Source organism: Nonomuraea jabiensis (genome assembly GCF_014204795.1).
GTDB classification, from domain to species: domain Bacteria; phylum Actinomycetota; class Actinomycetes; order Streptosporangiales; family Streptosporangiaceae; genus Nonomuraea; species Nonomuraea jabiensis.
This window is the reverse complement of the sequence record NZ_JACHMB010000001.1, coordinates 4,394,641-4,414,554: the sequence shown is the minus strand read 5'-3', so window position 1 is coordinate 4,414,554 and position 19,914 is coordinate 4,394,641. Positions and strand designations below refer to the sequence as shown.

Sequence of the window (19,914 nt, the reverse complement as noted above, 5' to 3'; positions counted from 1 at the left end):
ACGGGGCCGATGGTGGGCCCCTCGGGTGTGGAGGCCTTCGCGTTGTTCGACCAGTTCCCCGAGCCAGGGCGCTCCCAGCTCGCGGCCGCCTTCGACGAGGGCAGGACCCGGCCCGAGTGGTGCTTCGTGGCGGGGCCGGCCCGCCTGGCGTTCTGGGCGCCCTTCCCCGGCTCGGAGCCGGTGACCATCTGGCAGTTCGACCCGGGCCCCGACCCGGTCGCCGCCGCGGAGCTGCTGCGCGGCAGCCTGCGGACGATGGGGCTGGGCAAGGTCATCCACGACATCTCGCTCAAACCGGGGCTCGATCCCGCGGTCGACCGCGCCGTGGAGCACGAGGCCCTGACCCTCGCGGGGTTCGTCATGGAGGTCGAGCGGCTGGTGCTCGAATGGGTGGCGGGCAACGACGTCCCGGCCGACCCCGGCCGCCTGACGTACCGCCCCGCGCGCCGCATGGACGCCGCCGAGGTGATCGACGTCCTCGTACGCATTTCGGAGGGCTCGCTCGACTACGACACGCGGATCGAGGTGGCCACGGCGGGGGCCGAGCACGAGGCCCGATGGATGTACGACGACCTGGTCAACCGCAAGGGCAAGCCCGACTGGTTCGTGATCGGCTACCTGGGCGACTCCCCCGTCGGCCTGGTGGCCCCCGACGACCACTCGATCGCCTACATCGGGGTGGTGCCCGAGCACCGCGGCCACGGCTACGTCGACGACCTGCTGGCCAGGGGCACCCGCACGCTGGCCGAGGCGGGCGTGCCCCGCATCGTCGCCGTCACGGACGTGGCGAACGTCCCGACTGCCGACGCCTTCCTGCGTGCTGAATACTCGGAGGTCGGCCGGTTGTTCCGCTATTACTGGAGGGCATCGTGAGACTCGGAGTCATGTTCGACCGGGACCTTCCTCCCGAGCAGTTGATCCCGTTCGCCAGGGCGCTCGACGAGACGTCCGTGGACGACCTCTGGGTGGTGGAGGACCTGGGCTGGACCGGTGGTGTCTCCTCGGCCGCCACCGCGCTCGCCGTCACGTCCCGGCTGCGGGTCGGCATCGGCATCACGCCCGCTCCCCTGCGCAACCCGATGCTGCTGGCGATGGAGCTGGCCAACCTGGCCAGGGTGCATCCCGGGCGGCTGGCCGCCGGGATCGGTCACGGCGTGGGCGACTGGATGCGCCAGGTGGGCGCCGCCCCGTCGTCGCCGCTGGCGCTCCTGGAGGAGACGATCACGTCCGTACGCGCCCTGCTGCGCGGCGAGACGGTCACCCTGCACGGCAGGTCGATCCACCTCGACGGGGTCTGCCTGGTGCACCCGCCCGCCGCGCCCCCGCCCGTGCTGGCCGGGGTGAAGGGGCCGCGCTCGCTGGCCCTGTCGGGCCGGGTCGCCCAGGGCACGATCATCCCCGAGGGCGTCGGGCCCGCGCAGCTACCCGGGATCCTCGACCAGATCGGGGGCTCCGCGGATCACGAGCTCGTGGTCTTCTCCTTCCTCAGCACCGAGGCCGAGGTCCCGGAGAGCGCCCGGGCCATGCTGGCGGGGCAGGCCGGGTTCCTCGGGGTCACGCCCGAGGAGGTGGCGATGGCGTCGGGGTCTCCCGAGGCCGCGGCCGAGCACGTCAAGGAGCTGTGGGCGGCCGGGGCCGCCACGGTGGCGGTGCGGCCGCTGGGGCCGGACCCGCTGCGGCACGTCACCGCCCTGCTGTCGGCCCTCTGACGCTCTGGCCTGAGCGCTCTGGCCTGACGCGCGTTGTCTGGCCGAAAGGCCGATGGCGGCCCGCCCGTGTTCGGCCGGACGGTCGATGGCGGGCGGGCGGCGCTCGGCCACCATCGTCGTCATGAGCATCTCCAAGAGGCGAGTCGTGGTGGCAGGGGCCATGCTGGCGGCGGCGCTGGCGTTGACCGGGTGCACGGTGGACCTGGACGCCGAGGACGTCCACAGCGCGCAGGCGTTCCCGTTCACGGGCAGCGCGCTGAAGATCAGTGCCTCCCTGGGCGGCGTGCGCGTCCTCCAGGGCACCGGGGGCCGCGTCGAGGTGGAGCGGTGGGTACGCGGCAAGGCCGCCGACGACGGCAACGCCACCTGGTCCCTGCGGGACGGCACCCTTCGCCTGAGCGCGAACTGCACCATGGTCTTCGGCGACTGCGGCGCCCGCTACCACGTCAAGGTCCCGCCCGGCGTGCCCCTGTCGATCGAGGCGGACGACGGCGTCATCCTGAACGGCCTCGCCCAGGACGTCGACGTGGTCAGCCGGGACCGCATCCAGGTGTCGGGCGCCGCGGGAAAGCTGCGGCTGCGCAGCGAGGGCCCGATCACGGGCGAGGGGCTGAAGTCGCCGAGCGTCCGGTGCCGGACCGCGGACGGCGCGATCGACGTGTCGTTCGCCAGCCCGCCCACCGCCCTCGACCTGAGCTCCAGCGACGGCCGGGTGACCGCGACCGTGCCCAGGGCGGCCTACGCGATCACGGCCCGCAGTACGGACGGCACCGAGCGCTCGGAGCTCAAGGACGACCCCAAGAGCCCCAACACCATCAAGGCCGTGAGCGGCTCCGGTGACGTCCGCATCCTCCGGGCCCGCTGACCCCGCGGCTACTGCCAGATGGCGGCGTACAGCCCGTTCTCGGCGTTCACCTGGACCGGTGACAGCCCCTTGGTCTTGAGGTCGTCGAACCGCTTCTGGTAGCCGGAGGAGGTCATGTCGACGTAGTGGGCCCAGGACCTGACGCCGTCCTTGCGCCACACCGCCGTGTACGTCCCGTCGGGCGCCACGGCCACCTTGACCGGCCGGAACCCCTGCTTCTTCTTGGCGTAGAACGCGGCCTCGTGCTGCTTCCTGGACTTCCCGTACGTGTAGTACCAGGCCCCGCCCGTGTTCACCGTCCACACGCCCACGTACCGCAGGTCGTCCGGGGTGCCGTACACGTCGACCGAGGTCAGCGCGAGCCCCTGGGCGGTGGCCCGCTTGTTGGCGGCGGCGAACTGGGCGGGGGTGAGGTTCGACCTGGCGAAGAACTTCCCGCGCCGCTTCTCGAAGACGGCCGTGAACACCGGCGCGTCACTCGGCCCGGTGGCGGAGACGGAGACCGGTTGCGCCCCCTCCTTCAGCCCCTGGTCGAACCGCTGCTGGTACTCCTCGGCCGACATGCCCTGCCAGAGGCCCCAGTTGGCCGGCGAGCCGCCCTTGACCCAGACGGCCGCGTACCGCTCGCCGTCGGAGACGTTCACCGTGATCGGCCGGAAGCCCTGGTCCCTGAGCTGCTTGACCCGCGCCACGCTCTGCTCGGCGGTGAGGCCGTGGTAGGCGACCCAGGCCGGACGCGCCTGCGCGCCGGCCGCGGGCACCACCACGGCCACCGGGACCGTCATTCCGATCAGCAATGCCGCGATCTTGCTCGTGGTCCGCATGCCCCTCCTGTGCACGATTTCTTACGAGTTCGTGGGTATTGCGGACCGACCATAACAGCATTAACTGACCACCCGCTGGCAGCTCTGGTCAGCCGGCCTTCTCGAACGGGGTCGGCGTCTGGCCCGTCCAGCGGAAGAGCTGGGCGTGGCCGGTGTACTTGCTGACCCCGCCTTCCGTGACGGTCCCGGACTTGGACACGTAGTAGCGCCCCCCGCCGAGCGAGATCAGGCCGTACTCACCGCCGAACTCCCAGCCCCTGACCCCGGTGGCCTCGTGCTGGAGCCCGCCCGGCGCCAGCGTGAGCAGCCGGCCCCGCTCGGGCTGCGGCTGCCCGGCGATGTCGCCTTCCCTGGGCCGCTCGCGGCCGTCCACCATGAAGAAGGAGTAGTTGGGGAACTGCGGCTTCTTGCCCTTGTAGACGGCCATCATCCAGTTGCCCGTGTAGTCGTCGTACTCGAGGTTCTGCACGCCGTAGGTGGTGTTGCCGGTGTACGCGAAGTACTTGCCGTTGACCTGCTCGGGGCCGCTCTTGTGCGGGTCGCTCTCGGTGAGCGGCTTCTCGTACTTCTTCCACCGCTCGATGTCGTACTGAAGCAGGACCTGGTAGTCGTTGTCGGTCCGGGTGGTGTTGGAGTAGATCCCGTACGCCACGGTCAGCAGCTGCCTGCCGTGCTTCTTCCCGAACTCGGGGCCGAAGGAGACGCCGTCGATGCCGCTGCACCCGTAGCGGTGGTCGGGGGTGTTGCCCACGTTGCCGTCGAACTTGCCGTCGCCGTTCATGTCGGCGGCGTAGTCGGCCACGACCTCCTTGAGGTAGACCGTCTTGACGACGTCACTGGTCTGGGCGTCCATGCCCATGCTGGTGATGCGGTCGACGTCGAAGATCGCGATGTAGAACGACTCCTGCTCCTTGTACTCGAGGGAGCCGTACACCCGGCCGTCCTTGGCGTTGAAGTCCAGATCGCCGAGGTGCCCGGTGAAGCCCGTCACCGAGCCCACGGGGTTGCCCTTGAGGTCGGTCTTGACGAGGACATTCGTGAAGGAGAAGTACATGTACCCCTTGCGCTCGTCTATGGCGATCCCCTGGACGTGCCCCTCGGTCCAGGCGCCGCCGTAGATCTCGTTCGGCAACTCCCGGGGGCGGTCGTCGGCGGTGGCGGGGGCGGCGAGCAGGCCGAGCGATGCGGTGGCGGCCACGGCCAGCGTCAGGACTTTGCGCATGTTTGCGTACCCGTCTTCGGTTAGGGATCAGACCGAAACCTGACGTTATACCGACCGAATGTCGTTGTCTGACATATGCATGAACTGGCAGTGAAGTCACCCCAAACTGCCCATTCACGGGTCATACAGCCCCACCGCCGGCAACCAGCTCGACCTCGAAGCCGTCGCCGTCCTCCAGGTAGGCCGCGTAGTGCCGCTCCCCGCCCGCGTACGGGTGACGATCGGGGAACATCAGCGTCCAGCCGTTCGCGGGCGCCCGCTCGGCCAGCGCGTCCACTTCGGCGCGGCTTCCCACGTGGAAGGCCAGATGGTTCAGCCCCGGGCGGCAGCGGTCGTGCCGGCCGGCGCTCAGGGCGGGCGACTGCTCCAGCACCAGGTACGTGGCCCCCAACCGCCAGCTGCGGCCATGCTCCCAGTCCTGGTGGAGGGTGTAGCCGAGCGCCTCCAGCAGCCACTGCCAGCTTGCGACGGCCCGCGGCAGGTCGGGCACCCAGATCTCGACGTGATGCAGCATCCCGGTCGAGGGTTCCCCGCTCATCCTGTACCTGCCCCTTCCACTCCCGGCCCCGGGCGCACGGCCGGGCGGCCTCGCCTCAGAGCTTGGAGATGTAGTACATGTTGCCGCCCGGCTGGAGGATGCCGGCCAGGACGGAGGTCTTGATGGTGTGGGTGCCGCCGGTCGGCTTCCACGGGTCGTACACGGTGATGGTGCCCGCCGTCTTGTCGTAACCGTAGGCGATGATGGCGTGCCCGACCCTGGTGCCCTTGATCTTGCCCTTGTTCCAGGGCAGCTGCTCCATCCACACCGCGAGCACCGGCGCCCGGCGCAGGTCGCCGATGTTGCCCGAGACCCGGTTCATGAGCACGACCGCGTTGCCGTCCGCGTCGGTGGGGCTCGTGACCTTGTAGCCGCGCGACTTGAGGTAGGCGTTGACCACCGGCAGCGCGTTCACGCCCTTGGTACCGCCGGAGGCCGTGGTCTTCATCTTCTTGGCGAGGGTCGACTGGCTGACGTTGACGCCGAAGGTCGACAGGCTCATCGACGACGAGGCGGGGACGCAGAAGTAGTTGGTCTCCTGGCGCTGGCCCTTGAGGTCGAGCTGGTACTTCAGGGGCGTGAAGAGCCCTTTGGGCGTCGCGGCGACGGTGGAGGAGGGGGAAGGGGTGGGAGTCGGGGTGCCGGGGGACGCGTAGGCCGGCGACGCGGCGGCGAGGCCCAGGACGCCCACGGCCACGGCTGCGGTGAGGGCGACGCCGGTCCCCGCTCTACGGTTCTTCACTTGATCACTCCACACATGCGCGGTTGACAGTAGTCAGGGACCGTAGTTGATCTCCCAAGAGTGTGCAAATGGTGGCGCATGGTGACATAGAGGCAGGCGGGACCTCCGCGAGATAGCCGGATGCGGACACCGGTGATCGCCAACCCGGCGGTCGCAGCAGCCGTCCCACTGATGTCACGTTCCATCTCCAGCCCTAGGGAGCCCGCAGTGCTCAAGCGTCTCCTCGCGGCGATCGGCGTCGCGGCCGCGGTCCTGCCGTCAGCCGGTACGCCCGCCCAGGCCGCCGGCCCGGTCGTGCAGATCGTCAAGGTCTATTACGACTCGCCAGGCTCCGACCGGGGCGGCAACGTCTCGCTCAACGGCGAATACGCGGTGCTGCGCAACATGACCACGCGAGGCATCCAGCTCCAGAACTGGATCCTGCGGGACGAGACCGGCTACAAATACCGATTCCCCAGCTTCACCCTCAAGCCCGGCAAATCAGTGACCGTACGCTCGGGCCAGGGGACCGACACCTCGACCACCCTGTACTGGGGCCGCAAGTGGTACGTCTGGAACAACGACGGGGACACGGCCGGCCTCTACCGGGGCAGCGACCTCAAGAAGATCGACGGCTGCGCCTGGGGCCGCGGCGGCATCTCCACCACCTGCCCGTAGGACACGCCCCCGCGGTCAGAAGGCGGTCACGCGGGGCGAGCTAGCCTGGCAGGGTGAGCATTACCGCTGGTAGCTACACATTCGGACCCGATTCCGGCCGGCTCCTCGTCCACACGACCCGCACCGGACTGGGCGCCAAGGCCGGCCACGATCTCACCATCGAGGTCACGCGCTGGAGCGGCGAGGCCACCATCGACACCGCCGCCCCGGCCAACTCCTCGCTGACCGTCGAGGTCGACGCGCGTTCGCTCGAAGTCCGGACGGGGACCGGCGGCGTCAAGCCGCTCACGGACTCCGACCGCGAGGAGATCGAGCGAACCATCCGGGAGAAGATCCTGCACACCGGCCGATATCCGGCGATCACCTTCCGCTCGTCACGGGTCGACGGGACCGCGGAGTCGTTCCACATCGAGGGCGACCTCACCATCGTCGGAATGACCCGGCTGGTGACGGTCCAGGGCCTGTTCGCCGCCGACCGCGTCCGGGGCTCGGCGACGATCGTGCAGTCCCGGTGGGGGATCCGACCGTACTCGGCGCTGTTCGGCGCGCTCAAGCTGAGCGACGAGGTCGAGGTACGGTTCGACGTCGCCCCCACGGCGAAGGACTGAGCCCAGCCGTTACTTGAGGAGTCGGCGGGCCATGACCAGGCGCTGGATCTGGTTGGTGCCCTCGTAGATCTGGGTGATCTTGGCGTCGCGCATCATCCGCTCCACCGGGAAGTCCTTGGTGTAGCCGTAGCCGCCCAGCAGTTGCACCGCGTCCGTGGTGATCTCCATGGCCGCGTCCGAGGCCGCGCACTTCGCCGCGCTGGACAGGAAGGTCAGGTCCTTCTGGGGCTCGCCGTTCATGGCGCGCTCCGACTTCGCGGCCGCGTGGTACGTGAGCTGCCGGGCCGCCTCCAGCTTCATGGCCATGTCGGCGATCATGAACTGCAGGCCCTGGAAGTCGGCGATCGGGCGGCCGAACTGGCGGCGCTCCTTGACGTAGCCGATCGCGTAGTCGAGGGCGCCCTGGGCGATGCCGAGGGCCTGGGCGGCGATGGTGACGCGGGTGTGGTCGAGGGTGGCCAGGGCGGTCTTGAAGCCGGTGCCCGGCGCGCCGATCATGCGCCAGGCCGGGACGCGGACGTCCTGCAGGATCACCTGGCGGGTGGGCGAGCCCTTGATGCCGAGCTTCTTCTCCTTGGGACCGAAGGAGACGCCCTCATCGGACTTCTCGACCACGAAGGCCGAGATGCCACGCGCGCCGGCCGACGGGTCCGTGACCGCCATCACGGTGTAGTACTCCGACACGCCGGCGTTGGTGATCCACATCTTGGTGCCGTTGAGGACGTAGTCGTCGCCGTCCCGGACCGCCCGCGTCTTCATCGACGCCGCGTCCGAGCCCGCCTCCGGCTCGCTCAGCGCGTACGAGAACATGGCCTCGCCCCTGGCCACCGCCGGCAGGTAGCGCGCGTTCAGCTCCTGCGACGCCGACAGCAGCAGCGGCACCGTGCCGAGCTTGTTGACGGCCGGGATCAGCGAGGACGAGGCGCACGCCCGCGCCACCTCCTCGATGACGATCACCGTGGCCAGCGCGTCCGCCCCGGCACCCCCGAACTGCTCGGGAATGTGCACGGCGTGGAAGTCGGCCGCCACGAGCGCCTTGTAGACCTCCCAGGGGAACTCCTCGGTCTCGTCCGCGGCGGCCGCCTGCGGGGCGATCTTCTCGTCGGCCAGGGCCCGGACCGTCTCCCTGAGCATGTCGTGCTCTTCGGCGGGGGCGTAGAGGGGGAAGCTCATGTGTCAGATATTAGGAGGTCCGACCTTCTTGTTACTAGTCGGTACGGTTTGCGAGGAGGTGCAGGTGGCACGTACGAGGTAGCTAGGGCCGGTAACATGCCTGCGCGATCGAAAGGAGCTCACTCGTGCCATATCGCCTCACGGTGATCGGGACCGGATACCTGGGCATCACCCATGCGGCGTGCATGGCTGATCTCGGATTCGACGTCCTGGGCCTTGATATCGACGCCGACAAGATCCGCAGTCTCAACCAAGGGGAGCTCCCGATCCACGAGCCCGGGCTCGAGCCCGTGCTCCGCCGTGGGCTCGAATCCGGCCGCCTGCGCTTCACCACCTCCTACGAGGAGGCCGCCGCCTTCGGCGACGTGCACTTCGTCTGCGTTGGCACTCCCCAGAAACGCGGCGAATATGCCGCGGACGTCTCTTACATGGACAATGCGATCGAGTCCCTCGCCCCGTTCCTCGACCGCCAGTGCCTGGTCGTGGGCAAGTCCACCGTGCCCGTCGGCACCGCCGAGCGGCTCGCGGACAAGCTCGCCCGCCTCGCGCCCGCCGGCGGGCAGGCCGAGCTGGCCTGGAACCCCGAGTTCCTGCGGGAGGGGTACGCGGTCCAGGACACCTTGCACCCGGATCGCATCGTGGTCGGCGTTCGCACCGAGCGAGCCGAGAAGGTGCTGCGCGAGGTGTACGAGCCGCTGGGCGAGGTTCCGTTCGTGGTGACCGATTTCGCCACGTCCGAGCTGGTCAAGACGGCCGCGAACGCGTTCCTGGCCACCAAGATCTCCTTCATCAACGCGATGGCCGAGGTCTGCGAGGCCGCGCACGCCGACGTCAAGCAGCTGTCGGAGGCGCTGTCGTACGACGACCGGATCGGCGGGCGGTTCCTGAACGCGGGCCTCGGGTTCGGCGGCGGCTGCCTGCCCAAGGACATCAGGGCGTTCATGGCGCGGGCCGGGGAGCTGGGCGCGGACCAGGCGCTGACGTTCCTGCGCGAGGTGGACGCCATCAACATGCGGCGGCGCGCCCGCATGGTCGACCTGGCCAGAGAGCTGGCCGGCGGCTCGTTCCACGGGTGCACCGTGGGCGTGCTGGGCGCCGCGTTCAAGCCGAACTCGGACGACATTCGCGACTCCCCCGCGCTGGACGTCGCTGTGACCATCGGCCACCAGGGCGGGCAGGTCACCGTGTACGACCCCATCGCCCTCGTGAACGCCCGCAAGGCTCACCCCGAGCTGAACTACGGCGAATCAGCCCTGGACGCGGTGCGGGGAGCGCACGTGGTGCTGCTGCTCACCGAGTGGCAGGAGTTCGTGGAGCTCGATCCCGAGGAGCTGGGGGCCGTGGTGGCGACCCGGCGCATCGTGGACGGGCGTAACGCCCTGAATGCCGAGACGTGGCGGTCCGCCGGATGGCACTACCGCGCCCTCGGCCGCCCCTGACGCCACCCCTGACGGACCGATCCCCCGCCTACGACAGCCCCCGGCCGCCGTAGGCGCACCCCCATCACGACCCCAGGTTCGCGGCCTCCGCGCGGAGCTTCTCGCCCTTGGCGTACGCCTGCTCCTTCAGCCGCGCCTGGAACTCCTCCATCCGCTCCCGCAGCCCGGGGTCGGACGCGCCGAGGATGCGTACGGCCAGCAGCCCCGCGTTGCGGGCCCCGCCGACCGCCACCGTCGCCACCGGCACCCCGGCGGGCATCTGGACGATCGACAGCAGCGAGTCCATCCCGTCGAGGTACTTCAGCGGCACCGGCACCCCGATCACCGGCAGCGGCGTGACGGAGGCCAGCATGCCGGGCAGGTGCGCGGCTCCCCCGGCCCCGGCGATGATCACCTGGAGGCCCCGGGAGGCGGCCTGGCGGCCGTAGTCGATCATCTCGGTCGGCATGCGGTGCGCCGAGACCACGTCCGCTTCGAAGGGCACGCCGAACTCGGCGACCGCCTCCGCGGCGGCCTTCATCACCGGCCAGTCGGAGTCGCTGCCCATGACGATTCCTACGGTCACGTGTACTCCCCGGTGGTGAGGTAGACGGCGGCGTGGCGGGCGCGGGCACGCACCTCGTCGAGGTTGGAGCCGAGGGCCGTCACGTGGCCGATCTTGCGGCCGGGGCGCACCTCCTTGCCGTAGAAGTGCAGCTTGATGCCCGGATCGTGGGCCAGCACGTGCTCGTAGCGCTTGAACAGGTCGGGCTCCTCGCCACCGAGCAGGTTGGCCATGACGACGACCTGGGCGGTCATCTTGGGCGAGCCGAGCGGCAGGTCCAGCACCGCCCTCAGATGCTGCTCGAACTGCGACGTCGTCGAGCCCTCGATGGTCCAGTGGCCGCTGTTGTGCGGGCGCATGGCCAGCTCGTTGACCACGAGCCCGTTCGGCGTGTCGAAGAGCTCGACCGCGAGCAGCCCGGTCACGCCGAGCTCGTGGGCGATCTTCAGGCCGATGCGCTGCGCCTGCGCGGAGTATTCGGGGTCCAGCCCGGGAGCGGGCGCGATGACCTCCACGCAGATGCCGTCCTGCTGCACGGTCTCCACGACCGGGTAGCTGACGCCCTGCCCGTGCGGCGAGCGGGCGACCAGCACCGCCAGCTCCCGCTCGAACGGCACGAACGCCTCGGCCAGCAGCTCGACCCCGGTCGCGAACGCCTCCGCGACGTCCTCGGCCGACCGGCACACCCACACGCCGCGGCCGTCGTAGCCGCCGCGCACCGACTTCAGGACCATCGGCCAGCCGTGCTGCTCCGCGAAGCGGGTGGCCTCTTCGGGCGAGGACACGCGCGCCCATGCCGGGCACGGCACGCCGATCGCGCTCAGCCGCTCGCGCATGACGGCCTTGTCCTGGGCGTGCACGAGGGCGTCGGCCCCGGGATGCACGGCGTGGCCGGCCTCGGCCAGGGCCCGGATGTGCTCGGTGGGCACGTGTTCGTGGTCGAAGGTGATCGCGGCGCAGCCCTTGGCGAACTCGCGTAGATCGTCCAGATCGCGGTAGTCTCCGACGCGCGTGTCGACGATCACGCGTGCGGCGCTCTCCTCCGGCGTGTTGGCCAGCACCCGCAGCTCGATGCCGAGCGCGATGGCCGGCGGCTGCGACATCCTGGCCAGCTGGCCTGCGCCGACGATGCCGACGACCGGCCCGATGGGGCTGTAGGAACTCACGCCAGGTGAGCTTACCGGGACGGAACGACTTTCCCGGACGCCCCGGGCTGGGCGGCCGTTCCGGGTCGCCTTCGCAGGCACGACCGCCCAGCGGCTCTGCTGCGCCCGCTCATGCCGGGTCGCGGGCGATGTGCGCGGGCGATGTGCAAGGCAGCGTAATGCCCAACTGTCGTAAATGCCGGGCATAGGACGATATTTCTAAGTGGTAAGTTCACCAGCCTGACGTCGGCCCTCCATGGCGGCCGGTACGCTGAGGTGAGTCAGGCTCGTCGAAGGAAGGGACCGAGCGGAGACGTGGACTTCGTAAAGCGCCTCTACGAGCGGTTCTCCTCCCTTGTGCACGAGCTGGCCAAGTTCGGCAGCATCGGGGCCGTCGCCTTCCTGATCGACTTCGGCCTCCTCAACCTCTGCAACGTGGTGCTGGGATTCGGGCCGCTGACGTCCAAGGTCGTGGCGACGACGATCTCCACGACCTTCGCCTACATCGGCAACCGATTCTGGACGTTCCGGGACCGCGACCAGAGCGGCCTGGGACGCGAATACTTCCTGTTCTTCCTGCTCAACGGCATCGCGCTGCTGTTCGGCATGCTGACGATCGGCTTCACCACCTACACGCTCGACCGGCACGACGCGCTCAGCGTCAACATCGCCAACATCGTGGGCGTCGGGCTCGGCACCTTGTTCCGCTACTGGTCGTACAAGAAGTGGGTGTTCCTGGAGGCCACCGAGCCCATCCCGATGGAGCTGCCCGAGACCGGGGTCAAGCAGGACCGCTGACCACCCGGGTCCGCGCCCCGTCGTCCTCGGCGGGGCGCAGGAAGATGGCGAACGTCGCCGGGCGGCGCCGTACCAGCTCGAGCCTGCCGCCGTCGGCCGCGGCCAGCGCGCGGGCGAGCGTCAGCCCAAGGCCGGTGCCTCCGCCGCCGCTGACGTTCCGCTCGAAGATCTTGGGGGCGATCTCGTCGGCGATGCCCGGCCCCTCGTCCGCGACCTCGATCACCACGTAGTTGTCGCCGCTGGTGGACGTGACGGTGACGTCGCCGCCGCCGTGGCGCAGGGAGTTCTCCAGCAGCGAGGCGATCACCTGGCCGAAGCCGCCGGTGGTGGCCATCGCCTTCAGGCTGCGGGCGCCTTCGAGCCGCAGGGTACGCCCCGCCTCCCGGAACACCGGCTCCCACTCCCTGATCTGCTGGATGATCACGTCGTCGATGGCGACCGGCTCGGCCTGGGCATGGCGCTGGCGCCGCGCCGCCGCCAGCAGCTCGTCGATCACGGCGGTCAGCCGCTCCGCCTGCACGATCGCCGCCTCGCCCTCCTCCCGCACGACCTCCGGCTCGTCCGCGGCGGACACGATCTCCTCCAGGCGCATGGTGAGACCGGTCAAGGGGGTCCGGAGCTGGTGGGAGGCGTCGGTGGCGAACTCGCGCTCGCGGGTGAGCAGGTCGGAGATGCGGGTCGCGCTGCGGTCGAGCACTTGGGCCACCCGGTCGAGTTCGGGGATGCCGTAACGGTGTTTGCTCGGCCGGGCGTCTCCTGAGCCCAGCCGTTCGGCGATCTTCGCCAGGTCCTGCAGCGGCAGCGTCAGCCGCCGGGACTGTACGACGGCCAGGCTCACGGCCACCGCCAGGGCGGCGACGGCCAGGGCCACGATGAGCAGGAGCCGAGCCCGTACGTCCTGTTCGACCTGGTCGCGATCACGACTTATGCGGACATAGACGCCGGTGTTGGTCTGCGCGTCCTCGGTCATCAGGTGACCGGACGGCGGTGCGGTGCCGACCACGGTCACCCGCAAGGGGGTTCCGCGTTCCCAGATCTGGATGTATCTGCCGGGATACTTCTGCTCCAGTTGCTGGGGGTCGAGCGGCGTCTCCTGGACACGGGCATACTCGACCTCTCCCACGAGGCGCTTGGCCTCCGCCCCGAGCTCCTGAGCCGCCTCGTCGACGATCAGCCGGCTGACGACGACACCCAGGGGGACCCCCAGCAGCAGAACCGCGATGACCGCGACGACCAGGGTTGAGGAGAGCAGTCGGCGGCGCATCTCCTACTCGCGTTCGAACCGGAAGCCGACTCCCCGGACGGTCGTGATGTAACGCGGCTTCGCGGCGTCGTCGCCGAGTTTGCGGCGTAGCCAGGAGATGTGCATGTCGAGGGTCTTGGTCGAACCCCACCAGTTCGTGTCCCAGACCTCGCGCATGATCTGCTCCCTGGTGACCACCTTTCCGGCGTCGCGCACGAGCACACGCAGCAGGTCGAATTCCTTCGTCGTCAGATGCAGCTCCTTTTCCCCCATCCACGCGCGGCGGGAGTCGGCGTCTATACGCACGCCCTGAACGACCGGTGTCTCGGAGGTGCCGCGCCGCAGCAGCGCCCGTACCCGGGCGAGCAGCTCGGCCAGCCTGAACGGCTTCGTCACGTAGTCGTCCGCCCCGGCATCGAGGCCGACGACGGTGTCCACCTCGTCGACGCGAGCGGTGAGAATCAGGACCGGAGTGCCGTGGCCTTCGGCCCGGATGCGACGAGCCACCTCCAAACCGTCCATTTCGGGCAGTCCAAGGTCAAGAACGATGAGATCGATGCCGCCCGACAGCGCCCTTTCCAGGGCTTGTGGGCCGTCGGGGCTCACCTCGACCTGATAGCCCTCACGGCGCAATGCACGCGCGAGCGGCTCGGAGATCGAGGTGTCATCCTCGGCGAGAAGTACGCAGGTCATGAAGCGATCGTAGGACCTTAAGCGATCGTTTCCCGGGCACAGCGCGCGGTTTGACTCGCAGTTGACCTATCCATTGACCTGGGCAAACACGGCTAAATATCAGTTAGTCGGGATTAAATTACCGCGATTACCGGGACCCGAAGCAATGGCGTCCCCCGCCCCCCGCCGCGCCGGAAAAAATAATGTTGTTAATGTTGTCCGCCGTGACTGATCTGACCCTCTGGTATGACCGGCCCGACTGGGAGACCCAGGCGTTACCCATCGGGAACGGCGCGCTCGGGGCGATGGCGTTCGGCGGGACGGACACCGAGCGGCTCCAGTTCAACGAGAAGAGCCTGTGGACGGGCGGCCCGGGATCGCGGGAGGGGTACGACTTCGGCGACTGGTCCCCTCGCCGGCCCGGACGCGCTCGCCCGGGTCCAGGAGGCGCTGGATCGCGACGGGCGGATGGCGCCGGAGGAGGTGGCGGCCGCGCTGGGGCACGCGGCGCTCCGGGGACACGCTGAGCTGGGACGCCCGGGCGGGGACGGCGTACACCATCCTGGTGACTAGAGCCGGAATCGTATCCTGGGCGGCATGTCATCGGAGATCAGCATCGGCCGGCTCGCCGAACTCACCGGGCTGAGCGTGCACACGCTGCGCTTCTACGAGCGGGAGGGTCTCCTGCTCAATCCCGTGCGCCGCGGGCCGGGCGGGCGGCGGATCTACAGCGACGCGGACGCGCACTGGCTGACCACGTGCATCATCCTGCGCGCCTCGGGGATGCCGTTGCCCGCGATCCGGGAGTACACCGAGCTCGTCAGGAACGGGACCGGGAACGAGGCGGAGCGCCTGACCATCATGCTGGAGCACCGGGAGCGCGTGCTGCGCCAGATGAGCGATCTCAACCGCTGCCTGGACCTCATCACCTACAAGGTCGCCGTGTACGAGGACATCATCTCCGACAGCACCGTCGCCGACTGCTCGCCCCAAAGCTGAAAGATCACAACAAAACAGGAATCGCACGCGTCTCAGTGATCAATACCTCAACGGAAAGGGTCACTGACGTGGTCGCCACTCCCACCAGAATGTTCGCCGTCGCCGCCGCCACCGCCGCCACCGCCGCCCTCGCGCTGTCCCTGGCCGCCGCTCCCGCCACGGCGGGCGCCAGCGGGCGGCTGATGAACGGCGCCACCGACCTCTGCCTGGCCGTGGGCAAGAGCGAGGTCAAGGCCGGCAAGAAGGTCATCCAGTGGACCTGCTCCGACAACAAGGACCAGCAGTGGATCTACAAGGGGCGCAAGCTCGTCAACGCCAAGACCGGCATGTGCCTGGCGATCGCGCGTGGCTCCCAGGTCAAGGGCAAGTACGCGATCCAGTGGCCGTGCACCGACGGCGGCATCGAGCAGGAGTGGATCTACGACGACCTGCAGCGCCTGCGCAACCGGGCCACCGGCATGTGCCTGGCGGTCGGCAAGGGCGAGCGCAAGAAGGGCAAGTGGATCATCCAGTGGACGTGCAGGGACACCGGAGAGCAGGCGTGGCTCTGGCGGTGAAACCGAAGGCGCCCCGTCCGGGGGGGACGGGGCGCCTTCCGGGCCACGGGGCCGCTCAGTCGTCGGACGAGGGCGGTTCGGCGTAGCGGGCCAGGTAGAGCTGCTCGCCCAGGCTGCGGATGAGGCTGAGCTCCGTCTCCAGATAGTCGATGTGCTGCTCCTCGTCCTCCAGGATCTCCTCGAAGATCCGGGCCGAGGTGATGTCGCCCTTCTCGCGCATGAGCGCGATCGCCGGGCGCAGGCGCTGCACGACCGAGAGCTCGACCTCGAGGTCCGCCCTGAGCTGCTCCTCCACGGTCTGGCCGATGTGCAGCGTGCCAAGGCGCTGGTAGTTGGGCAGGCCCTCCAGGAAGAGGATGCGATCGGTCAGACGCTCCGCGTGGCGCATCTCGTCGATCGACTCCGCACGGGTGTGCTCGGCGAGTTTCGTGTATCCCCAGTTCTCCTGCATCTTGGCGTGCAGGAAGTACTGGTTGATGGCGGTGAGCTCGGCGGTCAGCTGCTCGTTGAGCAGCTCGATGATCTGCTTGTCGCCCTGCATGAAACGGGCCCCTCGCTATGCGGTCGTCAGTTCTTCAGACCGTTTCAGGATTGCACAGATTTTCCGTACACATCGGGCACAGTCACCACCGGCCCCAGTGGTGTCGCGGATCTGCTTCGCGCTCTTCGCCCCGGAGGCGATGCAGTCGTGCACCTCGTTCTCGGTCACGGCACGACAAATGCACACATACATCCGGGGACAGGCCTCTCGCAAGCGAAGTGGGGGCGCCTTTAGGTTAGGCACACCTAAGCTACCTCACTTCGGTAAGGCTTGCCTATGTTAGCTCGGCCACATCCCCCTACCCACCCTGTTCATGGCCTCCACTTCGTGGAGGCGGCTCGTTCGCCCTTGATGCCGACGCCTTCCCCCGCTCTGGTCGCTTCGCTCCCGCCGCTCCTCCAGGCGTCGGCGCTCACTCGCTCCACTCCTCGAGGTGCGGCGCCTCGGCGCCGATCGTGGTCGAATCGCCGTGCCCCGTGTGCACGACGGTCTCCGGTGGGAGGGTCAGCAGCCGTCCCCTGATCGAGTCGATGATCGTGTCGAACGAGCTGTAGGACCGGCCGGTCGCCCCCGGCCCGCCCTTGAAGAGCGTGTCGCCGCTGAACAGGGCGCCCAGGTCGGGGGCGTACAGGCAGACCGCGCCGGGCGCGTGGCCGGGGGTGTGGATCACCTCCAGCGCGATGCCGCCGACCTCGATCTTCTCGCCGTCGGCCAGCGGCTCGTACGCCACCTCGGCCCCGTACTGCTGCTCCCACAGCACCTGGTCGGCGGGGTGCAGCCGGATGGGCGCCCCGGTGCGGTCGGCGAGGGGCTTGGCGGCGTTGATGTGGTCGTTGTGGGCGTGCGTGCAGACGATGGCCCTGACCGTGCGCCCGCCCACCCGCTCGGCGATCGGCGCGGCGTCGTGGGCGGCGTCGATGACGACGACCTCGCGGGCGTCACCGACCAGCCAGACGTTGTTGTCGACGTCCCAGGTGCCGCCGTCCAGCGAGAACGTGCCCGAGGTGATGACCCTGTCGATCATCTAGAACGTCACCACCGAACGCAGCACCTCGCCGCGGTGCATCTTCGCGAACGCCTCCTCGACCTGCTCGATCTCGATCGTCTCCGAGACGAACTTGTCGAGCGGCAGCCGGTTCTGCAGGAACAGGTCGATGAGCATCGGGAAGTCGCGCGAGGGCAGGCAGTCGCCGTACCAGGAGGACTTCAGCGCGCCGCCGCGCCCGAAGACCTCGATGAACGGCAGCTCCAGCGTCATGTCAGGCGTCGGGACGCCGACCAGCACGACCGTGCCGGCCAGGTCGCGGGCGAAGAAGGCCTGCTTGTACGTCTCGGGGCGGCCCACCGCCTCGATGACCACGTCGGCGCCGAAGCCGCCGGTCAGGTCGCGGATCGCCTCGACCGGGTCGCTCTCGCGGGAGTTGACCGTGTGGGTGGCGCCGAAGTCGCGCGCCCAGTCCAGCTTGCGGTCGTCCACGTCGACGGCGATGACCTTCGCGGCCCCGGCCAGCGAGGCGCCGAGGATCGCGGCGTCGCCGACGCCGCCGCAGCCGATGACGGCCACCGAGTCGCCGCGCGTCACGCCGCCGGTGTTGATCGCGGCGCCGATGCCCGCCATGACGCCACAGCCCAGCAGGCCCGCGACCTGCGCGGGCGCCTCGGCGGAGACCTTGGTGCACTGGCCCGCGGCGACCAGCGTCTTCTCCTGGAACGCGCCGATGCCCAGCGCGGGCGACAGCACCGTGCCGTCCTTGAGCGTCATCTTCTGCGTGGCGTTGTGGGTGGCGAAGCAGTACCACGGGCGGCCGCGCAGGCACGCGCGGCACTGGCCGCACACCGCGCGCCAGTTGAGGATCACGAAGTCGCCGGGCGCGACCTCGGTGACGCCGGGGCCGACCGCCTCGACGACGCCCGCCGCCTCGTGGCCGAGCAGGAACGGGAAGTCGTCGTTGATCCCGCCCTCGCGATAGTGCAGGTCGGTGTGGCAGACCCCGCACGCCTGCACGTTGACGACCGCCTCGCCGGGACCTGGGTCCGGCACCACGACCGTCTCGAGCGAAACTTCCTGGCCCTTGGCCCGGGCGACGACGCCCTTCACTTCGTACGGCATGCCAGCATCTTGTGTCAGGAGGATGATCTCCGCAAGAGATAGGGCTGGACCACGCCGAGCCCTCTCGCGGGCCGGCGCCTGATCTTGTGCAGATCGAACCCCTCCAGCCCTTCGGCCAGCGCGGAGTCGACCAGGATCGTGCCCGGCCGGGCGATGGCGGTGAGCCGGGCGGCCAGGTTGACGGTGGTGCCGAAGACGTCGCCCATGGTCGGCAGGACCGGCCCGTACGCCAGACCGACGCGCAGCTCGACGCCCGACTCGACCAGGTCGAGCGCGATCCCCGCGGCCTGGGCCGGGCTCGGGGCGGTGAAGAGCACCTCGTCGCCCAGCGTCTTGACCAGCCGGGCGCCGTGGGAGGCCACCACGTCGGAGGCCCGCGCCTCGAACCCCTCGACCAGCTCGGCCAGCTCCTTCTCGTCGAGCTCGCGGCTGCGCCTGGTGAACGAGACCAGGTCCGCGAACCCCACGGCCATCGTCACCCGGGTCGGCACCAGCTCGTCGTTGCCGTCGGCGATGGCCAGCAGCCGGGTGCCGGCGGCGGCGAGCTGGGCCCGCCAGACGTGGACCAGCACCTGCGCGAAGTCGGGCATCAGCTCCTGCGCCGCCCCGAGCACCTTGGCCAGGTCGTCCTGCGAGGGCTCCGCCGGCAGCATCGCGCCGATCATGATCTCGGCCTGCCACTGCGCCAGCCGGGCCGTGGTCTGGCCGAGCGCGCGGGCCATGCGGATGACGGTCTGCTCGTCGAGCGTGCCGCCGTCGAGCATCCGGCGCACCCGGCGCAGCGCCGCCACGTCGGCGTCGGTGAACGCCACGGCGCCGTCGGCCCGCTGCGCGAACCCGAGCGCCCGCCAGATGCGCTCGGCGAGCTCCTGCGACACCCCGGCCTTGGCCGTGACCTGCTCTTTCGTGAAGCGGGCCGGCGAGCCGACGAGCAGGCGTTCGATCTCCTCGGCGGTCGGCCGGCCGGGCTGGCGGCTCACGCGTCAGCGGCCGTCGAGCTCGCCGTCGGAGGCGTCCTCGACGAGCCTGAACAGGTCGGTGCGGACGTCCTGGATCTTGGGGATGTCGCGCAGCACGATCTCGCCCCGGTCGCCCGCGGACTCGACGGTCAGCGTGCCGCAGCCGAGCAGGCGCTCGGGGAAGGTCTGGTCGGAGCTGACCGTGTTGACCTTGGTGATCGGGATCTCGTCGGTCGACTTGTTGAGCACGCCGGTGCTGATCGTGAAGCGGTGGGTGGTGAGAACGTAGCCGGTGTTGACCCACCGCAGGTAGGGGACGAGCGACCAGATCGTCAGCAGGATGAGGCCGATGACGACGACGGCGATCCTGGCGTAGAACGCGTATTCCCAGCCGCCGGGGATGAAGAACATCGCCGCGCCCGCGGCCGCGACGACGAGGACCAGCGCCAGGAAGGGGAGCACGAGCCGCTTCCAGTGGGGATGGAAGGACCGGATGCGCCGTTCACCCTGCGTCAGATGATGGTCGGGAATGGTCATGGCCAAATCGTGCCACCATCGCCGCGTGGCGG

The 19,914-nt window shown here is 69.5% G+C and carries 25 protein-coding genes; 10 read left to right on the top strand and 15 right to left on the bottom strand.

Annotated elements, in window-relative coordinates:
• Positions 1-9 precede the first annotated feature (9 nt).
• The 3 genes from HD596_RS20370 to HD596_RS20360 all read left to right on the top strand — a co-directional run bounded on the left by HD596_RS20370 (position 10) and on the right by HD596_RS20360 (position 2,574).
• The gene (locus HD596_RS20370; protein WP_185070936.1) at positions 10-873 is read left to right on the top strand and encodes a GNAT family N-acetyltransferase; all 864 of its coding nucleotides are present in this window, start codon (positions 10-12) and stop codon (positions 871-873) included.
• Positions 870-1,709: an LLM class flavin-dependent oxidoreductase gene (locus HD596_RS20365; RefSeq protein ID WP_313044622.1), complete on the top strand. Its 840-nt coding sequence runs from the start codon at positions 870-872 to the stop codon at positions 1,707-1,709. Before HD596_RS20370 ends, HD596_RS20365 begins: the two co-directional genes overlap by 4 nt.
• A 121-nt stretch (positions 1,710-1,830) precedes the next feature.
• Positions 1,831-2,574 (top strand): DUF4097 family beta strand repeat-containing protein, encoded by a 744-nt coding sequence (locus HD596_RS20360; RefSeq protein WP_185070935.1) that lies wholly within the window; start codon positions 1,831-1,833, stop codon positions 2,572-2,574.
• An 8-nt stretch (positions 2,575-2,582) separates the two neighbouring features.
• Here HD596_RS20360 and HD596_RS20355 read toward each other — a convergent pair whose 3' ends face one another.
• The 4 genes from HD596_RS20355 to HD596_RS20340 all read right to left on the bottom strand — a co-directional run bounded on the left by HD596_RS20355 (position 2,583) and on the right by HD596_RS20340 (position 5,900).
• Entirely contained in the window at positions 2,583-3,398 is an 816-nt protein-coding gene (locus tag HD596_RS20355; RefSeq protein ID WP_185070934.1) for a hypothetical protein, read from the bottom strand.
• A gap of 88 nt (positions 3,399-3,486) precedes the next feature.
• Positions 3,487-4,620, bottom strand: a complete 1,134-nt coding sequence (locus HD596_RS20350) for a hypothetical protein (protein ID WP_185070933.1) — start codon at positions 4,618-4,620, stop codon at positions 3,487-3,489.
• A gap of 121 nt (positions 4,621-4,741) precedes the next feature.
• Positions 4,742-5,158, bottom strand: a complete 417-nt coding sequence (locus tag HD596_RS20345; RefSeq protein ID WP_221519413.1) for a VOC family protein — start codon at positions 5,156-5,158, stop codon at positions 4,742-4,744.
• Positions 5,159-5,213: 55 nt separating this feature from the next.
• Positions 5,214-5,900 (bottom strand): C39 family peptidase, encoded by a 687-nt coding sequence (locus HD596_RS20340; protein WP_185070932.1) that lies wholly within the window; start codon positions 5,898-5,900, stop codon positions 5,214-5,216.
• Positions 5,901-6,107: 207 nt separating this feature from the next.
• Here HD596_RS20340 and HD596_RS20335 point away from each other — a divergent pair, with 207 nt between their 5' ends.
• Together HD596_RS20335 and HD596_RS20330 are read left to right on the top strand one after the other, a co-directional pair.
• Positions 6,108-6,557: a lamin tail domain-containing protein gene (locus HD596_RS20335; protein WP_313044621.1), complete on the top strand. Its 450-nt coding sequence runs from the start codon at positions 6,108-6,110 to the stop codon at positions 6,555-6,557.
• Positions 6,558-6,610: 53 nt separating this feature from the next.
• Positions 6,611-7,165, top strand: a complete 555-nt coding sequence (locus HD596_RS20330; RefSeq protein ID WP_185070930.1) for a YceI family protein — start codon at positions 6,611-6,613, stop codon at positions 7,163-7,165.
• Between the two features lie 9 nt (positions 7,166-7,174).
• Here HD596_RS20330 and HD596_RS20325 read toward each other — a convergent pair whose 3' ends face one another.
• Complete coding sequence (locus HD596_RS20325; RefSeq protein WP_185070929.1) at positions 7,175-8,338, bottom strand: acyl-CoA dehydrogenase family protein; 1,164 nt, start codon at positions 8,336-8,338, stop codon at positions 7,175-7,177.
• A 125-nt stretch (positions 8,339-8,463) separates the two neighbouring features.
• Here HD596_RS20325 and HD596_RS20320 point away from each other — a divergent pair, with 125 nt between their 5' ends.
• A complete protein-coding gene (locus HD596_RS20320; protein WP_185070928.1) occupies positions 8,464-9,777 on the top strand; it encodes a UDP-glucose dehydrogenase family protein in 1,314 nt (437 codons plus the stop codon).
• Positions 9,778-9,841: 64 nt separating this feature from the next.
• Here HD596_RS20320 and purE read toward each other — a convergent pair whose 3' ends face one another.
• A complete protein-coding gene (gene purE / locus HD596_RS20315; protein WP_185078584.1) occupies positions 9,842-10,324 on the bottom strand; it encodes a 5-(carboxyamino)imidazole ribonucleotide mutase in 483 nt (160 codons plus the stop codon).
• 14 nt (positions 10,325-10,338) lie between these two features.
• Entirely contained in the window at positions 10,339-11,487 is a 1,149-nt protein-coding gene (locus tag HD596_RS20310) for a 5-(carboxyamino)imidazole ribonucleotide synthase (protein WP_185070927.1), read from the bottom strand.
• A 294-nt stretch (positions 11,488-11,781) separates the two neighbouring features.
• On the opposite strand from HD596_RS20310, the gene HD596_RS20305 reads away from it, so the two are divergent.
• The gene (locus HD596_RS20305) at positions 11,782-12,264 is read left to right on the top strand and encodes a GtrA family protein (RefSeq protein ID WP_185070926.1); all 483 of its coding nucleotides are present in this window, start codon (positions 11,782-11,784) and stop codon (positions 12,262-12,264) included.
• On the opposite strand, the gene HD596_RS20300 is transcribed toward HD596_RS20305, so the two are convergent.
• Together HD596_RS20300 and HD596_RS20295 are read right to left on the bottom strand one after the other, a co-directional pair.
• Positions 12,248-13,528 (bottom strand): ATP-binding protein, encoded by a 1,281-nt coding sequence (locus tag HD596_RS20300; protein ID WP_185070925.1) that lies wholly within the window; start codon positions 13,526-13,528, stop codon positions 12,248-12,250. The genes HD596_RS20305 and HD596_RS20300 overlap by 17 nt on opposite strands.
• 3 nt (positions 13,529-13,531) lie before the next feature.
• Positions 13,532-14,200 (bottom strand): response regulator transcription factor, encoded by a 669-nt coding sequence (locus HD596_RS20295; protein WP_043620820.1) that lies wholly within the window; start codon positions 14,198-14,200, stop codon positions 13,532-13,534.
• A gap of 182 nt (positions 14,201-14,382) precedes the next feature.
• Here HD596_RS20295 and HD596_RS20290 point away from each other — a divergent pair, with 182 nt between their 5' ends.
• The 3 genes from HD596_RS20290 (at position 14,383) to HD596_RS20280 (ending at position 15,735) form a co-directional block, all read left to right on the top strand.
• Positions 14,383-14,706 carry a glycoside hydrolase N-terminal domain-containing protein gene (locus tag HD596_RS20290; protein ID WP_313044620.1) on the top strand — a complete coding sequence of 108 codons (324 nt, stop codon included), beginning with the start codon at positions 14,383-14,385 and terminating at the stop codon, positions 14,704-14,706.
• A gap of 70 nt (positions 14,707-14,776) precedes the next feature.
• A complete protein-coding gene (locus HD596_RS20285; protein WP_221519411.1) occupies positions 14,777-15,178 on the top strand; it encodes a MerR family transcriptional regulator in 402 nt (133 codons plus the stop codon).
• A 68-nt stretch (positions 15,179-15,246) separates the two neighbouring features.
• Entirely contained in the window at positions 15,247-15,735 is a 489-nt protein-coding gene (locus tag HD596_RS20280) for an RICIN domain-containing protein (protein WP_185070924.1), read from the top strand.
• Positions 15,736-15,790: 55 nt separating this feature from the next.
• On the opposite strand, the gene bfr is transcribed toward HD596_RS20280, so the two are convergent.
• From bfr to HD596_RS20250, 6 genes are all read right to left on the bottom strand, one after another.
• Positions 15,791-16,276, bottom strand: a complete 486-nt coding sequence (bfr, locus tag HD596_RS20275) for a bacterioferritin (protein ID WP_185070923.1) — start codon at positions 16,274-16,276, stop codon at positions 15,791-15,793.
• A 15-nt stretch (positions 16,277-16,291) separates the two neighbouring features.
• Entirely contained in the window at positions 16,292-16,468 is a 177-nt protein-coding gene (locus tag HD596_RS20270; protein WP_138669932.1) for a (2Fe-2S)-binding protein, read from the bottom strand.
• A gap of 220 nt (positions 16,469-16,688) precedes the next feature.
• The gene (locus tag HD596_RS20265) at positions 16,689-17,300 is read right to left on the bottom strand and encodes an MBL fold metallo-hydrolase (RefSeq protein WP_185070922.1); all 612 of its coding nucleotides are present in this window, start codon (positions 17,298-17,300) and stop codon (positions 16,689-16,691) included.
• Positions 17,301-18,386 carry an S-(hydroxymethyl)mycothiol dehydrogenase gene (locus HD596_RS20260; RefSeq protein ID WP_185070921.1) on the bottom strand — a complete coding sequence of 362 codons (1,086 nt, stop codon included), beginning with the start codon at positions 18,384-18,386 and terminating at the stop codon, positions 17,301-17,303. It abuts the gene before it with no gap.
• Positions 18,387-18,400: 14 nt separating this feature from the next.
• The gene (locus HD596_RS20255; protein ID WP_185070920.1) at positions 18,401-19,366 is read right to left on the bottom strand and encodes an adenylate/guanylate cyclase domain-containing protein; all 966 of its coding nucleotides are present in this window, start codon (positions 19,364-19,366) and stop codon (positions 18,401-18,403) included.
• Between the two features lie 3 nt (positions 19,367-19,369).
• Positions 19,370-19,882 (bottom strand): PH domain-containing protein, encoded by a 513-nt coding sequence (locus HD596_RS20250; protein WP_185070919.1) that lies wholly within the window; start codon positions 19,880-19,882, stop codon positions 19,370-19,372.
• Between the last annotated feature and the right edge of the window lie 32 nt (positions 19,883-19,914).

Bases quoted from the DNA above. Each gene is read 5' to 3' on its own strand.
- HD596_RS20370 (WP_185070936.1), top strand. From the start codon at position 10: ATGGTGGGCCCCTCGGGTGTGGAGGCCTTCGCGTTGTTCGACCAGTTC.
- HD596_RS20360 (WP_185070935.1), top strand. From the start codon at position 1,831: ATGAGCATCTCCAAGAGGCGAGTCGTGGTGGCAGGGGCCATGCTGGCG.
- HD596_RS20355 (WP_185070934.1), bottom strand. From the start codon at position 3,398: ATGCGGACCACGAGCAAGATCGCGGCATTGCTGATCGGAATGACGGTC.
- HD596_RS20350 (WP_185070933.1), bottom strand. From the start codon at position 4,620: ATGCGCAAAGTCCTGACGCTGGCCGTGGCCGCCACCGCATCGCTCGGC.
- HD596_RS20345 (WP_221519413.1), bottom strand. From the start codon at position 5,158: ATGAGCGGGGAACCCTCGACCGGGATGCTGCATCACGTCGAGATCTGG.
- HD596_RS20325 (WP_185070929.1), bottom strand. From the start codon at position 8,338: ATGAGCTTCCCCCTCTACGCCCCCGCCGAAGAGCACGACATGCTCAGG.
- purE (WP_185078584.1), bottom strand. From the start codon at position 10,324: ATGGGCAGCGACTCCGACTGGCCGGTGATGAAGGCCGCCGCGGAGGCG.
- HD596_RS20300 (WP_185070925.1), bottom strand. From the start codon at position 13,528: ATGCGCCGCCGACTGCTCTCCTCAACCCTGGTCGTCGCGGTCATCGCG.
- HD596_RS20295 (WP_043620820.1), bottom strand. From the start codon at position 14,200: ATGACCTGCGTACTTCTCGCCGAGGATGACACCTCGATCTCCGAGCCG.
- HD596_RS20290 (WP_313044620.1), top strand. From the start codon at position 14,383: ATGTTGTTAATGTTGTCCGCCGTGACTGATCTGACCCTCTGGTATGAC.
- HD596_RS20285 (WP_221519411.1), top strand. From the start codon at position 14,777: ATGTCATCGGAGATCAGCATCGGCCGGCTCGCCGAACTCACCGGGCTG.
- bfr (WP_185070923.1), bottom strand. From the start codon at position 16,276: ATGCAGGGCGACAAGCAGATCATCGAGCTGCTCAACGAGCAGCTGACC.
- HD596_RS20270 (WP_138669932.1), bottom strand. From the start codon at position 16,468: ATGTATGTGTGCATTTGTCGTGCCGTGACCGAGAACGAGGTGCACGAC.
- HD596_RS20265 (WP_185070922.1), bottom strand. From the start codon at position 17,300: ATGATCGACAGGGTCATCACCTCGGGCACGTTCTCGCTGGACGGCGGC.
- HD596_RS20260 (WP_185070921.1), bottom strand. From the start codon at position 18,386: ATGCCGTACGAAGTGAAGGGCGTCGTCGCCCGGGCCAAGGGCCAGGAA.
- HD596_RS20250 (WP_185070919.1), bottom strand. From the start codon at position 19,882: ATGACCATTCCCGACCATCATCTGACGCAGGGTGAACGGCGCATCCGG.